The organism is Allobranchiibius sp. GilTou38 (assembly GCF_017565325.1).
In the GTDB taxonomy this organism is placed as follows: domain Bacteria; phylum Actinomycetota; class Actinomycetes; order Actinomycetales; family Dermatophilaceae; genus Allobranchiibius; species Allobranchiibius huperziae.
In genome coordinates this window covers 246,886-260,375 of sequence record NZ_JAGEKN010000005.1, presented here as the reverse complement: position 1 = coordinate 260,375, position 13,490 = coordinate 246,886, and the positions used below count along the sequence as shown (strand labels likewise).

Annotated in this window: 13 protein-coding genes; 3 read left to right on the top strand and 10 right to left on the bottom strand. The window is 68.7% G+C overall.

What is annotated here, in order from left to right; genetic code table 11:
- Positions 1 to 509 precede the first annotated feature (509 nt).
- On the bottom strand, positions 510 to 1,409 hold the full coding sequence (locus JOB34_RS04690; RefSeq protein WP_208051610.1) for a LysR family transcriptional regulator: 900 nt from the start codon (positions 1,407 to 1,409) through the stop codon (positions 510 to 512).
- Positions 1,410 to 1,626: 217 nt separating this feature from the next.
- On the opposite strand from JOB34_RS04690, the gene JOB34_RS04685 reads away from it, so the two are divergent.
- On the top strand, positions 1,627 to 3,765 hold the full coding sequence (locus JOB34_RS04685) for a hypothetical protein (protein ID WP_208051609.1): 2,139 nt from the start codon (positions 1,627 to 1,629) through the stop codon (positions 3,763 to 3,765).
- 15 nt (positions 3,766 to 3,780) lie between these two features.
- Here the strand turns inward: JOB34_RS04685 and JOB34_RS04680 are convergent, their stop codons facing one another.
- The gene (locus JOB34_RS04680; RefSeq protein ID WP_208051608.1) at positions 3,781 to 4,629 is read right to left on the bottom strand and encodes a phytanoyl-CoA dioxygenase family protein; all 849 of its coding nucleotides are present in this window, start codon (positions 4,627 to 4,629) and stop codon (positions 3,781 to 3,783) included.
- A 100-nt stretch (positions 4,630 to 4,729) separates the two neighbouring features.
- On the opposite strand from JOB34_RS04680, the gene JOB34_RS04675 reads away from it, so the two are divergent.
- A complete protein-coding gene (locus JOB34_RS04675; RefSeq protein WP_243757608.1) occupies positions 4,730 to 5,737 on the top strand; it encodes a LacI family DNA-binding transcriptional regulator in 1,008 nt (335 codons plus the stop codon).
- A gap of 27 nt (positions 5,738 to 5,764) precedes the next feature.
- On the opposite strand, the gene JOB34_RS04670 is transcribed toward JOB34_RS04675, so the two are convergent.
- The gene (locus tag JOB34_RS04670; protein ID WP_208051607.1) at positions 5,765 to 6,493 is read right to left on the bottom strand and encodes an anti-sigma factor; all 729 of its coding nucleotides are present in this window, start codon (positions 6,491 to 6,493) and stop codon (positions 5,765 to 5,767) included.
- Positions 6,480 to 7,031: a sigma-70 family RNA polymerase sigma factor gene (locus JOB34_RS04665; RefSeq protein ID WP_347813720.1), complete on the bottom strand. Its 552-nt coding sequence runs from the start codon at positions 7,029 to 7,031 to the stop codon at positions 6,480 to 6,482. Before JOB34_RS04665 ends, JOB34_RS04670 begins: the two co-directional genes overlap by 14 nt.
- 177 nt (positions 7,032 to 7,208) lie before the next feature.
- Here JOB34_RS04665 and JOB34_RS04660 point away from each other — a divergent pair, with 177 nt between their 5' ends.
- Entirely contained in the window at positions 7,209 to 7,829 is a 621-nt protein-coding gene (locus JOB34_RS04660; protein ID WP_208051606.1) for a hypothetical protein, read from the top strand.
- A 93-nt stretch (positions 7,830 to 7,922) separates the two neighbouring features.
- Here the strand turns inward: JOB34_RS04660 and JOB34_RS04655 are convergent, their stop codons facing one another.
- The 6 genes from JOB34_RS04655 to JOB34_RS04630 all read right to left on the bottom strand — a co-directional run bounded on the left by JOB34_RS04655 (position 7,923) and on the right by JOB34_RS04630 (position 13,466).
- On the bottom strand, positions 7,923 to 8,936 hold the full coding sequence (locus tag JOB34_RS04655) for an NADPH:quinone reductase (RefSeq protein ID WP_208051605.1): 1,014 nt from the start codon (positions 8,934 to 8,936) through the stop codon (positions 7,923 to 7,925).
- Positions 8,937 to 9,011: 75 nt separating this feature from the next.
- On the bottom strand, positions 9,012 to 10,472 hold the full coding sequence (locus tag JOB34_RS04650; protein WP_208051604.1) for an HNH endonuclease signature motif containing protein: 1,461 nt from the start codon (positions 10,470 to 10,472) through the stop codon (positions 9,012 to 9,014).
- Between the two features lie 259 nt (positions 10,473 to 10,731).
- Positions 10,732 to 11,436 (bottom strand): cytochrome b/b6 domain-containing protein, encoded by a 705-nt coding sequence (locus tag JOB34_RS04645; RefSeq protein ID WP_208051603.1) that lies wholly within the window; start codon positions 11,434 to 11,436, stop codon positions 10,732 to 10,734.
- Positions 11,408 to 12,052, bottom strand: a complete 645-nt coding sequence (locus tag JOB34_RS04640; RefSeq protein WP_208051602.1) for a molybdopterin-dependent oxidoreductase — start codon at positions 12,050 to 12,052, stop codon at positions 11,408 to 11,410. Before JOB34_RS04640 ends, JOB34_RS04645 begins: the two co-directional genes overlap by 29 nt.
- Before the next feature lie 86 nt (positions 12,053 to 12,138).
- Complete coding sequence (locus tag JOB34_RS04635) at positions 12,139 to 12,330, bottom strand: hypothetical protein (protein WP_208051601.1); 192 nt, start codon at positions 12,328 to 12,330, stop codon at positions 12,139 to 12,141.
- Positions 12,331 to 12,380: 50 nt separating this feature from the next.
- Entirely contained in the window at positions 12,381 to 13,466 is a 1,086-nt protein-coding gene (locus JOB34_RS04630) for a beta-eliminating lyase-related protein (protein WP_208051600.1), read from the bottom strand.
- Positions 13,467 to 13,490: the final 24 nt, after the last annotated feature.

Below are 13,490 nucleotides of genomic sequence, written 5' to 3'. Positions count from 1 at the left end.
TGAGAAGCAGTCAGTTCGCGTGTCATGAATGGCGTGAATAAAAGGTTGCTCGAACGCTTCGGCCGCTACATTGGTCGGTTCGCCAGTGTCTGTACTCATACCATCAACTCTATCCGTATTCTGCTGTTCGCCTGGAGCGCGTCACCTTGACGGGTTCGGCCGTCACACCACGGTCTGGTCCGCCTGAGCGGCGGCGTAACTCTGTCGGTGCCGCGAGACCGGCGCAGTTGATCCGCGGTCGGCCTCGGGGAGTTGACAGTGCCGGAGTGCGGCACCCAACCGCTGTCAAGGTGCTGGTCCACATACGCCGGGGAGGGACGGCTTCACAACCGGTGAGCGTGCATGCCAGCGGCGACGTCGTCGACGTTGATGCCGCGCGGTGGGGTGGGGGCGACGTGGTGTTCACGAAGGCGCAACCGAGAAGGCCTGCATGTTGAGGATGCATTGCCCCGACCTAGGTCGCGCGCAGCTACACCAGCGCCGGCGCCCGCAAATCCTTCTTGATCGAGTCAGGCAGACACCTCCTCGGCGGGTATTGCGTCAAGAAGGTGCAAAACCTCGGCCACGACGCGCCGTGGCTCGTCGCGCCGCGTGTGGGCGAAGTACCAGGCAGGCGGGGCACCGTCGAGCTTCACGTATGACACGGGCGGAGGCAGGACCGGGCCGACGAGAGTGGGGCTGACCGCCACGACAGACCCGCGTGCGACGCTGCCCAGGACGTCGGACATGGACCGGGGTGCGACCTCGACCATGCGGGCCTCGCTCATGGGCCGCACGTCGCCCAGGCACCACAGCGACATCCAGTCGGGCGGAGCGGCGGCCGATCGCAGGAACGGCAGGGTCGCGAACTGCTCCACCGGCACGGTACGACGACCGCTGAGCGGGTGTGATCGGGCCACCAGCCCGATGCGCTCCAGGGGCCACAGGCGAGTTGAGCGGATCCCCGGCTGAGTGGACGCACCGGCGGTCAGCATGATGTCGACGCGCTGGCTCGTCAGAGCAAGGTCGAGGTGATCGAAGGCGATGCCGACCCAGCACACGAATGTCGCGAGCGTCTCGCGGACGGTGGGCGGTTGGTTGCGAGCCCAGTGCTCGAAGACCCGGGCGCCATCGAAACCGGGCACCCCGACGACCACCGGCGCTGCCGGCTCGTGTGCTGAGGTGGCGAGGCGGCGCGCGTCGTCGAGCAGTCGCTCTGCCCGGACGGCGAACAGCCGTCCGGTGCCGGTGATGGCGAGCACCCCTCCTGGTCCCCGCTCGACCAGGACCGTCCCCAGCTGGCTCTCCAAGCGCTGGATCCGTTTGGTGAGGCACGACGTCGACACGTGCAGCTCGTCGGCAGCTCGACCGTAGTGACCCTCACGGGCCAGGACGGTCCAGCTCAGGACCTCGGTGAGATTGAGTTCCACGCTGTCATCGGCTCCAGGCTTCGCCTCATCAAAGCAATCTGGTGCGAGCCATTTCCGGCTGATCGGGGCCCGCGGAAAACTGTGTCCGATCTGGAAACACCCTGCAAAGAATATCGTCCGTCGCATCTAGTTTGAGGGCGATCAGGGAGGAAATCGGCGAGGCCACCGCCACCGTTCACGACGTTCCGTGGACGCGACAACGACACGGAGGAACGACATGGCGACACCGCAGGAGCCGGGGTCAACGTCAGAGACCGTCCACACGCCCGGCGGGCCACGACCCGCGGATGACGTGCACACCGTCGCCCCGGGCGAGGTCGTCGCAGCCGACGAGGGCGGCAGGTACCGGGTGGCGAAGAGGCCGCCCCTGACGCTGCGGCGCACCCGCGCGCTGCTCGCGACCGGCGACTACGCCATCACTCCCGGCGGTCTGCGACCGAAGTCGATGATTCATCTCGTTGGGCCCGACGAGATCGTGCGCCCCGACAGTGGGCGGATGAAGCGCTTCAACACGCGCACCGAGACGTTCGTCGAACCACCCGAGACCACCGCGGAGATCGCGGAGCTGCCGGGCCTGGGCAGCGGATGGATCACGTACGCCGCGTACACCGAGGCGTCCACGAACGTCATCAGGTCGATGACCACGACGTGGACCGTGCCGCCCGAGCCGATCGCGGAGGACGGGCAGCTGCTCTACCTGTTCAACGGGCTGCAGGACAGCCCCGTGACCCAGATCCTGCAGCCGGTGCTGCAGTGGGGCGTGTCCCCGGCCGGCGGTGGGAACAGCTGGGCGTTGGCCAGTTGGCTGGTCGTCGGCACGAACGCGTTCCGCACCCAGACCCTGGTCACGGTGCAACCGGGCGACGTGCTGACCGGCGTGATGAAGCTGGTGTCTCGGCACACGACCTTCGACTTCTGGACGTGTGAGTTCGTCGGCTTCCCTGACACGGTCCTGTCGGTGAACGTCACCGGGCAGTTGGTGATGCCGGTGCAGACGCTCGAGACGTACACGGTCGCCCAGTGTCGTGACTACCCTCCGACGCTGATGACCAGCATGCGCGACATCAGCGTCAACACCGACACCGGTGCGTTGACAACGGCTTTCGCGGCCTACGACGCCATTACGGACTGCGGTCAGCACACCGACGTGGTCAGCAACACCGCGGGGGCAGGGCAGATCGACCTGAACTACTCGCGGCAGTTCCTGAGCCTGGCGCCCGCGCCGGTGGCGTCCATCAGTCGCACCCAGGATCAGATCGATCTCTTCGCCGTCGGGACCGACGGCAGCGTCGACTCCACCTTCTGGAACCCGGCCGGCGGCTGGCTGCGCACCTGGTTCCGGCTCGCGGACGGCCGCTTCGGGGACGACTTCACGATCGCTCCCGGCTCACCCATCGGCGTGCTCAGTCGCTACCCCACCCACCTCGATCTCTTCGCGACCGGCCGCGACGGCCACGTCTACAGCACGTACTGGGACGCCTCCAGCGGCTGGAGCGGACAGTGGTTCTGGCTGGGTGACGACAACTTCGCCGACCAGTTCAAGATTCCGGTCGGCAGCCAGATCAGTTGCGTCAACCGCGCACCGGATCTGATCGACCTGTTCGCCGTGGGCCTCGACGGAGGCGTCTACAGCACGTTCTGGAACGCCGGCGGTGGCTGGAACAACCACTGGTTCCGGCTCGCTGACGGCCGCTTCGGCGACGGGTTCACCGTGGCGCCCGGTACGCCGGTCGGCGTCCTCTCGCGCTACACCGAGCACCTCGACCTCTTCGCCACCGGCCGCGACGGCCACGTCTACAGCACGTACTGGGACGCCGGCAGTGGCTGGAGCGGGCAGTGGTTCTGGCTCGGCGACGACAACTTCGCCGACAAATTCCAGATCCCGGTCGGTGCGCCGGTGACCGCGTTGTCGCGCTTCCGCGATCAGATCGACCTGTTCGTCAGTGGCCTCGACGGTGGCGTCTACAGCACGTTCTGGAACGCAGGCACCGGCTGGAACAACCACTGGTTCCGACTTGCGGACGCCCGCTTCGGTGACGGGTTCACCGTCCCGCCGGGCTCGCCGGTGACCGCGATCTCCCGCTTCGAGGGCCACATCGACCTGTTCGTCAGCGGGCGCGACGGGCACGTCTACAGCACGTACTGGGACGCCAGCAGCGGGTGGAGCGGGCAGTGGTTCTGGCTCGGCGACGACCGGTTCGGTGACAAATTCACCATCCCGCCGGGAGCGCGCGTCACAGCGCAGTCGCGCGACCGGGACATCATCGACCTGTTCGTCACCGGCAAGGACGAGCACGTCTACTCGACGTACTGGACCGCCGCGGGCGGCTGGGCAGGTCAGTGGTTCAGCCTCTGACGAGGTGTCCGCTTCCTACTCGGCCTCGCCCATGACCAGGCCCTCGATGGTGTGCTTCTGCACGATCGGGGTGAGGTGGTCGACGACCGGGCAGTGCAGGTGCTGGCGCACGCGCTCGGGTAGCTCGGCCCAGTAGTCCTCGGTGACGGCCATGTCGTGGTGCTCGGCGTTGCCCGCTCCCGGTGCGTCCATCCCGAGGACCAGGACAGGCCGCGACTTCTGGGAGTTGTTCGTGGTGCCCCGGTGGATCGTCAGCGCCGAGCGCACCGACATGTCGCCCATCTGCGGGTACTTGCGCACCGCGCGGTCCTCGTAGCGCGACCACGTCGAGCGGTCGGGGAACATCTCGTGCGCGAAGTCCTCGCCGGTCTCCCACTGGGTGCCCGGTGCGATCTCGAACGGCCCCATGTCCTCCTCGGTGTCGACGAGCGTCACGTTGAACGCCAGGCTCGTGAGTCGCCTGTCGGTGCGCGTCACGGCGGGGGAGGGGAAGTCCCGGTGCCAGGGCTGGTTGTGCGCACCGGCGAACGGGATGTCGAAGCCGACCTCGACGATCTCGTAGTCCGGGCCGAGGATCGCCTCGCTCACCGCGCGCACCCACGGGTGATCCACCAGTTCGACGAAGCCGCACAGAGCCTGGGGGTGCATCTCGGCGTACCACCGGTTCGGGCCGCGGCCGACGGCGCCGTTCTCCCGCGACCGCGCCTCGCGAAACGCCTCCTCGACGTCGACGCGCATCCCGGCCACGAAGTCGCGCTCCAACGCGCCCTTGCGTCCGATGATGCCGTCGGTGCTCAGCGCATCGACCGCTGCCTGTACGTCGGCCTCGGTCACGTCGGGGCGCTGCGTGGTGGTCTCGCTCATGGTCGGGTTTCCTCTCGTGCACCGCACATAGCGGTTGGTTTGCAACGTTGCAACTGTACGCTGCAACCTAGCTCGGCGGTAGGTTCAGCGGAAGAGGTGCATGGTGGTCGGTCTGCGAGAGGTCGCCGAACGCGCAGGGGTGTCGGTGCGCACGGCCTCCAACGTGGCCAACGACTTCCCGCACGTGGCGCCCGAGACCCGGCAGCGCGTCCAGGCTGCGATCGACGACATGCGCTACCGCCCCAACACCGCAGCTCGGCAGCTGCGCCGTGGCAGCACCGAGGTCATCAGCCTCGTCGTCCCCGAGATCAGTTCGCCCTATTTCAGCGAGCTCGCCGCGATCACCGTGCGGGTCGCGGCCGAGCGCGGATGGACCGTGCACATCGACCAGACCGACGGCGACGCCGACCAGGAGCGTCGGATGATCCTCGGCCCGGCCGGTCGCAGCGTGGACGGCGTGCTGTGCAGCCCGTGGGCGGTGTCGCCCGCCGAGCTGGTCGAGCTCGCAGCCGGTCCGGTCGTGCTGCTCGGTGCGCGCGAGACCGACGGCGTCCTGGACCACGTCGCGATCGACAACGTGCGGGCGAGCCGGGAGGCGACGCAGCACCTCGTCGCCCGCGGGGACCGCGTGATCGGGGCGATCGGTGCGCAACCGCATCTGCAGAACGGCACGGCGGAGCTGCGTGTCGAGGGCTACCGGCAGGCGTTGGAGTCGGCGGGGCTGCCGTTCCGCGAGGAGCTCGTCATCCCCGTCCGGTCCCTGCACCGGCCGGACGGGGCCGCCGCCGTCAAACGGCTTATGGAGGTGGAGCCGCACCTCGACGCGGTCTTCTGCTTCAGCGACGAGCTCGCCCTCGGCGCGCTGCGCAGCCTGCTCGAGCAGGGCCGACGGGTGCCGGAGGACATCGCGGTGGTCGGCTTCGACGACATCGAGGACGGCCGCTACAGCACCCCAACGCTGACCACCATCGCGCCGGACAAGCCCCAGATCGTCCGGGTCGCCATCGACCGGCTCGCGGCCCGAATCAGCAGTCCGGCCGAGTCCGATGACGACGGCCCGCTCGACCTGGTGGTGCCCCATCAGCTGATCGTCCGAGAGAGCACCTGAACACCTCAGAGGGCCAAGCCGACTCGGCTACCAGGTGAGACCGCCGCGCAGCACGCTCTGCTGGTGGGCGGGGTTGCCGTTGTAGTCCTGGGCGGACACGTCCACGAGGTGGTAGCTGGTCACGTCCAGCCCCGGCGGCACCGGGTACGTCGCGGTGCCCGTCCGCGGCAGGGTGCCGACCGCGACCATCTTGTTCGCAACCGGGTCGAACAGCCAGACCTCGTAGTAGCCGTTGCGCAACGGCAGGTTGCTGGTGCGCACGGACAGTTGTTGTCCGGTGGACGTGCGGTGCACGGTGGCGCTGCCGTGCACGCCGGTCGGACCGCCGGCGATCTGCGCAAGCGTCGCCGACGCGGCGACGGCGGGTGAGCCTTGGTGCCGGGCGATCGCGTAACCGCCACCGAGTCCCGCCGCGGCGATCAGGACGGCGGCAGCCGCGAGGCCTGCGCGGCGACGCCAGGGCGGGGGGCGCGGCGTACGGCGCGCTGAGACCGCTGGCTCCTCGAGGCCGAGCTCGGCGGAGATACCGGCCCAGACCGCCTCGGACGGTGCGGGACCGTCGCCGTACCCGGCTCCGCTGGTGCGGCCGAGCTCGACCGTACGACGCAGTGACGACAGCTCACTGCGGCACTCCGCGCAGCCTTCGACGTGGCGCTCGAGCTCCGAGGGCTCGCCGAGCGCGAGCAGGCTGAGGGCCTCGAGCCGGGCGGAGTCCTCGCCCGGTCCGTGATGGGCGCGATGGTCAGGCGAAGGCACTGTCCTGCTCCCATCGTCGTCGTAACCGGATCAGACCGCGCCGTACGTGACTCTTGACCGTCCCGACCGGCATCCCGGTGGCCGCGGCGATCTGCGTGTGGGTGAGGCCGTCGTAGAACGCTAGTTCCAGCACGCGTCGCTGGGTCTCGGGGAGCCGGGCCAATTCATCCGACACCAGGGTGCGCTCCACCACATTGTCCACCGACGCCGAGCTGTCCATCGCGGCGAAGTGCTGCGCCACCGAGGTCCACGCGCGGCGCTGGCGGCCGATGTCGCGCAGCTGGTCGACCGACCGGCGGCGCACGATGCCCACGAGCCACGCGGGCAGCGAACCCGCCTCCGGGTCGAACGTGGACCGGCCGCGCCACGCCGAGACGAAGGTGTCCTGCGTGACGTCCTCGGCGTCCGGCACGGAGCCCACGATCGCCAGCGCGATGCGGAAGACGAGCGGGCCGTAGCGGTCGTACATCACCCGCAGCGCCGCCTGCTCGCCCGCCACGAACAGCGCGGCGACACGTGCGTCGTCGTCGGGGTCCACTGCGTCGTCCGTCCGGTCGGGAGCCTGCCGTCCGGCACCGCGGCGTGCCGGCAGGACGAGTCTGACACCGGACGGTGCGCGACGGCGGGGGAACGCCCGCAGTGCATCCGCAACGGCCCTCGCGCCCGTAGAGCAGGTGTCATCCGTTCACGGGCAACACCCACGAAAGGCATGTTCATGCGATCACGCGTCATCACCGCCACGCTCGCCATCGCTTTCGCCGCAACCACGGCCTCTGTCGCGCTCGCGGGCCCGGCCGAGGCGAGCGCCGCCCACCGCGCTCGACCCGCCGCGGCGAGTCTGTCCGGCACCACCACCGTGACCACCGCACAGGGCATCGCGCCCACGCTGCTGAAGGCGGGCATCCTGCCGTTGCCCGTGCCCGACACCCGTCTCGGCCTGCGCCTATTCCCGTACCTGGCAGTCAGTTACGGCTTCCCGATCACCGGCGGCAACCCGAACCTGTCGGGTCCGAGCGGCGACATCCTGCACCGGGGCGGCATCGACTTCGTCTCGCTGCGCGGTAAGTCCCTGGAGATCGGCAAGTTCGACGTGTCGCTCGCGGACAAGAAGGTCTACGCGACACAGGTGAACTTCGCCGCGGCGCGCATCCCCGTGCTCGACCTCGACTTCTCCGGCCTGGTCGTCAAGCAGCGCAACGGCACCACCAATCTCTCCGGCATCACAGCGCGTCTCGACCCGGCCGCCGCCGGGGCGCTCAACAGCACGTTCGGCACCGCACTCCCGGCCGACGGCAGTCTCGTGTTCGGGTCGGTGAAGGTCACGCTGAAGAGCTGACCGCCCACGGAGACCGGCTCGAGGCGGTACGCGGGTTTTGCGTTCGTGGCCAGTGCTGCAGCACTGGCCACGGACGCAAAACGTCAACGTTGGTCAGTCGGTGACGTCGAGCAGCACCTTGCCGACGGCCCCATCCTCGACAGCCGAGTGGGCCTCGGCCGTGCGCTCCAACGGGTAGTGGTGCAGCGGCAGGCCGTGCTCGTCCCCGATCGCGAAACCGCCGTCGGCCACCGCGGCGGTGACGTCGTCGGCAGCGGCGCGCAGAGCGTCCTGACCGACGGTGTAGAGCAGCACCCACTGGATCCGGGCGTTGGTCGAGAACGTCTCCCGGACGTTCAACGTCACCTCGTCGCCACCGTTGTTGGCGTAGACCGCGATGGTGCCGCGGGGCCGGATGACCTGCAGGTCGAGCGCGAGGTTCTGCGCGGGTGCCACCTCGACCACGATGTGCACGCCCTCGGGCGCGATCTCGCGGATCGCGGCGGCGGTGTCGCCCTCCCGGTAGTTGACGACGTGCTGCGCGCCGGCCGCCGTCGCCAGGGCTGCCTTCTCGTCCCCGCTGACGGTGCTGATCACCGTGGCTCCCGCCCACCGCGCGAGCTGAATCGCGGCGTTGCCGACCGCGCCGGCACCACCGGCGACGAGCACCGTCAGCCCGTCCATGGCGCCGCGGTAGAGCCGGTCCGGTCCACCCTCGGAGGTGGTCAGTGCGCGGTGGGCAGTGACGGCGGGTACGCCGAGCGCCGCGCCCACGTCGTACGATGCGTTGTCCGGCAGTGCGGTCACGTTGGCCGCCGGCAGCACGACCTGCTCCTGGGCGGTGCCACCGGGGCGCTGGTGCTGGGCGAGCATTGTCCACACCCGGTCGCCGACGTGCAGCCCGTCGACCTCGGGGCCGACCGCGTCGATGGTGCCCGCGCCGTCCTGACCCGGGACGATCTCGGGGAAGGCCAGCTCACTGCCGGCGCGGAACTTCCAGTCGGTCGGGTTGACCCCGGCGCGCTCGATGCGTACGCGCACCTCGCCGCGTCCGGGGTCGGCGGCCTCGCGTTCGACCAGGTGCAGGACGGAGGCGTCGCCGCCTTCGGTGTAGACCACGGCGCGCATGAGGATCCCTTCGTCGACAACGGTGTACGACGGGTGCAACGTCGGGACCGGCTCGTGTTATGCCGGGTCGGGGCGTCAGCCGGCCCGTTGGTGCGGCATCAATCCGGGCGTCAGGTCCCAGGTGACTCCGGTGGCGGTGACCGCCGCAGTGAGCAGGTCGCGATGAACGATGGTGTGGTGGCGCGTGCAGAGCAGGGCCGCGTTGGTCAGGGTCGTCTCGCCACCGGTCCACCACGGATCGACGTGGTGGGCGTCGCAGAAGTCCGGTGGCCGATCACAGTCGGGGAACGTGCATCCTCGATCTCGGTGGATGATCGCCGCTCGTAATCCGCCGGTGAACAGACGTTTGGCTCGTCCGACGTCCATCGGTTCGGATGCCCCACCGAGCACCATCGGGATCAGATCCGCGTCACATGCCAGCCGCCGTAGCGTCCCGGCGTCGAGATAGTCACCGTCGGCGGTGCGTCCGATGCCAGGCGAGTAGATGGGGTCGGTCATGGCGCCGGTCCCGCCGAGGCGACCAGAGTGCTGCAGCCCGGCCAGGAGGGTGTTGTAGTCCAGCGTGACCACGATTTTCGCGACGCCGGTGATCTCCCCGACCGGTCGCGGAGAGGTGCCGTCCAGCACGCCGGCCGCGGTTTCGATCAGCCGCAGCAGGGCGTCCGCGCGACGCTTGGCCGGGGTCCGCGGATCGCGGTCGAGCGGATTGACCATGGGTCCCAGCGCCGGCTTTTCGGCGTTGCCGCCCCGGTTGCCGCCCTTCTCCTCAGCCGTGTCGCCGCTGTGGGCGGGGTTGTCGGGGCAGGTCTGTGGTGTCGGCGCCGAGAGGAACTGCAGGGCGTGTTTCACCGTCGCCGCGTGGGCCGCGGACAGGTCTGCTTCGAACCGGACCATCCCACCGGGCAGGTCGTACCAGCGCGCGGCCTCGCAGTGTTGTTGAGTCTCTTCGTCCCGTATCAGCTGCTCGGGAGCGAACTGACCGATGATTCGGGTACTCAATTCTTTCAACGCTCGCGGACCGAAATGGGACAGGCTCAGATACCGCAGGAACATGTCATCCCGGTCAGCGCACGGCAACTGACGGACCACTCTCGGCACCTCCCGCAACGCGACCGCGGCCGCCGGCACCGACGCGGATCCCTCCGCCAAACACTGCGCCACCACGCGGTTCTTCGGGTCCGCGCAATCGCGACCGACACCCCCGACCCGGTGCACAACCATCGGATCCACCCCGCGCGCGACCTGGGCGACCCACCCGGGCGCACCCGTCGCCGTGGAGCCGGTGACCGTCCCGCGGGTCAGAGCATCCGAGGTAGCCAACGCCGCGACGTTCTCCGCGCGACCCACGACGGTCAACATCGTGGAGACCACCGTGCCCAGATCTGCTTCGCTCAGCTGGAACAGCGCCCCCGGCCAGGCATCCATCGATGCCGCGAAAGCCGACAACAGCTCCATCAATCCGGCACCCACCCCTGGATGCGCGGGGACAATCTCTGCCGGCTGCGGCAGGCTGTTGTCGTCAATGGGATTGCCCACGACCTGCCCCTTTCCTGAATTCATGATATTCGGACTGATGTACACATCGTACGCCCGTTCGAACTTTCACACAAGGGAATGAGATGTCGAATTACGTTGATGTTGCTGATGATTGGAGCAATTTTTTCCACATCCCCCATTCCGTATAGTCTGAGCCGATGGGGTTATCCACACATAGCTCCGGGCTGGTTGACCGCGTCTGAATGAACGCGGCTCATCGAGCGCGCTCGTTCATGCATCCCGCAATCCGCCGGCGGAGCTACCTACGGCTCGAGCCGTGTGCGGGTCGCCCATCCTCGTCGGCGTCGGTCGTCTCGCCCAGCCACGCGGCATGCTCGCGGCGCGCCCAGTGTCGAGACACCCAACCCGTGCGCATCCCCTCGCGCGCCTCGGGGTCCTTCATCGCGAAGGTGATGTGGCCGATCACGAGCAGTCCCACGGCGATCGAGAACCAGTCGTGGACGAACGTCGCGCCGGTCCGCCAGGGCAGGGGCGCCAGCGTGACGAAGTACATGATGATGCCGGTGGCGAGTAGGACCAGGATCGAGCTGGAGGTGAGTGCGCCGTTCAGCTTCTGCCCGGCGTTGAACTTGCCGACCCGGATCGTGCCGTCGCGCCGCGTACGGGAGCGCAGCCAGCGGCGGTCGGCGGTCGAGAACCGCCCGAGGCGGTGCAGGTCAGCGCGATACGCGACGGAGACCACGCCCAGCAGCATGGGCACCGGCAGCGCGAAACCGCAGTAGACGTGGATCAGCTCGACGAGGTGACGGTGCCCGATCGCGATCGAGAGCGAGCCGTTGTAGAGGACGACGGCCGTCAGGATGCAGACGATCATGAGGACCGCCGTCACGCGGTGCACGATCCGCTCGGCCAGGCTGAACCGGTGGATGCGTTCGCCGTCGCCCTCCGATGTGGAATCGAAGGACGTCGACCCGCTACGTGGGGAGTCGTCCGTCGATGGCATAGCCCCTCGGTTCCCAGTAGCCCGGTATCTGGTGGTCGGTCAGCTCGATGCCCGAGAGCCACTTCGTGCTCTTGTAGCCGTAGTTGGAGCCGACGTACATGCGCACCGGCCCGCCGTGGTCGTGGGTCACCGGTGCTCCCAGCATCTCCGTCGCCACCAGAACGTCATCGGCGCGCGCCTCATCCAGGGTCAGCGACTCGGTGTAGGTGCCGTCGAAGGATCGGAAGCGCACTGCTCGTGCCTGCTTGCTGGGTTGAGCGCGTTCGATCAATTCGGCCAATCGCACGCCGGCCCAATGAACTTCCGGCACCTGCCATCCCGTCACACACTGGAAGGTCTGCACGAACGCGGTGCGCGGCAGCGCCTGCAGGTCGGCGTACGAATAGGTGTGCGGTGCCTCGACCAGCCCGGATACGGGAAGGCGGTAGGTCTGCGCCGGCTCGGTGCGGACCGCGCCGGTCACCGAGTAGTAGCGGAAGGTATCCCCGAGGGGGATGAGGGAAAGCAGCCCGGTGGGGTCACGTTGTTCGACCGGCCCGAGGAGGCTGGACAGTCCGTTCGACACCCGGCTGCCGGTGACGATGCCCACGGCGCCGAGCCCCAGCACACCGAGCATGACCCGCCGACCGACAGGGGCGCCCTCGTCGACGTTGGACGCTCGAGAGTCTCGCGACGCGTGATGACGGTGAATCCGCAAGCTGCTCAGCGGAATCGGCCCCTCGCGCCCGCCGCGGCCACTGCGAGGCCGACGATGATAATGATCGGGCCGGCTACGGCCCAGAACGTGTTGTTGCTCATCGAGGACCCCTTCATCACCCCGATGCCCTGCAGGGTGAACACCAACCCGAGCAGTGCCACCACGACTCCGAGAACGACCCATGCCGGCTTCTTCAAGGCATCCACTCCTGCGTCGACGGTGTCGTTCGATAGCTGCTCGATCGATGCTACGCGGGGGCGTGCGTGATCAGTTCTGCGATCGCGGCGGCGATCTCGTCGGGGGAGAGCTGCAGGGTGGCTCGGCCGACGTTCAACTCCACTTTCATGACGTGCCGGTCGATCGTGCTCTGTGCCCCGCGGAAGGTCTGCAGTCCATCGCGCTCCAGGATGCGGGCGGCGTTGGCAGTCAACGTGTCCGAGTCGACCTGCAGCAGCAGATGCATCATCGAGGTGTGCGGCGGATCGGGGACGACTGTCACGCCGGCGACCGGGCGCAGCGCGTCGGCGATCGCGCGGGCGTGCGCCAGCCGGGCAGGCATATCCGGCAACCGTTCCGGGAGCAGCGCGAGGGCAGACGCGGCGAGCGGCCACAGCCCGTACAGGGTGCCGCCCAGCCGCCGGCGCCATTCGCGCAGTTCGTCCGCGATGTCCGACTCGCCTGCGACGCAGCATCCGGACAGCGCGCCGATGCCCTTGTAGAACGACACGTAGACGGTGTCGAAGAGCGCCGCGATGACCGCTGGGGAGCGGTCGTACGACGCCGACGCCTCCCAGAGGCGAGCGCCGTCCAGGTGCAGATACACGTCGTGCTCGCGCGCCCACTGCACGTGCGAGGTCAGCTCATCCCAGGTCGGCAGCTGGCCACCGATCTCCCGCTGCGGGAGTTCCAGCAGCAGGACGGCGAGTTGCTCGGGGACGGCTTCCAGGTCGGACAGCTGCAGCAGGCGGGCCGGATCGCCGACCGTGCGCGTCGTGAGGCGGTGCAGACGAGTAATTGTGTCCAGTTCGTGCACCTGCGGATGCGCGGTCGGATGCCACGCGACGGTGGACGATTCGTGCCGGGCGGCGTGCACGGTGAGTGCTGCGCCCTGGCCCATGATGCCGCTGGGAAAGAAGACCGCCGCAGGCTTGCCGAGCAACTCGGCGGTGTACCGCTCGAGCTCCTCCACCGCGCCGCCGTTGCCGTACAGGTCGGTCTGCGTGTCCGCCGGGATGGTGGCCAGCAGGTCCGTGGCGGATTTGGGGCCGTCACCGTTGAGGTACCGGGTGGGGGGTGCGTCGGTCGCCGGGGGTTCGTGGGGAGTGGTCGTCACTCGCCCATCGAACACCCCGCCGGA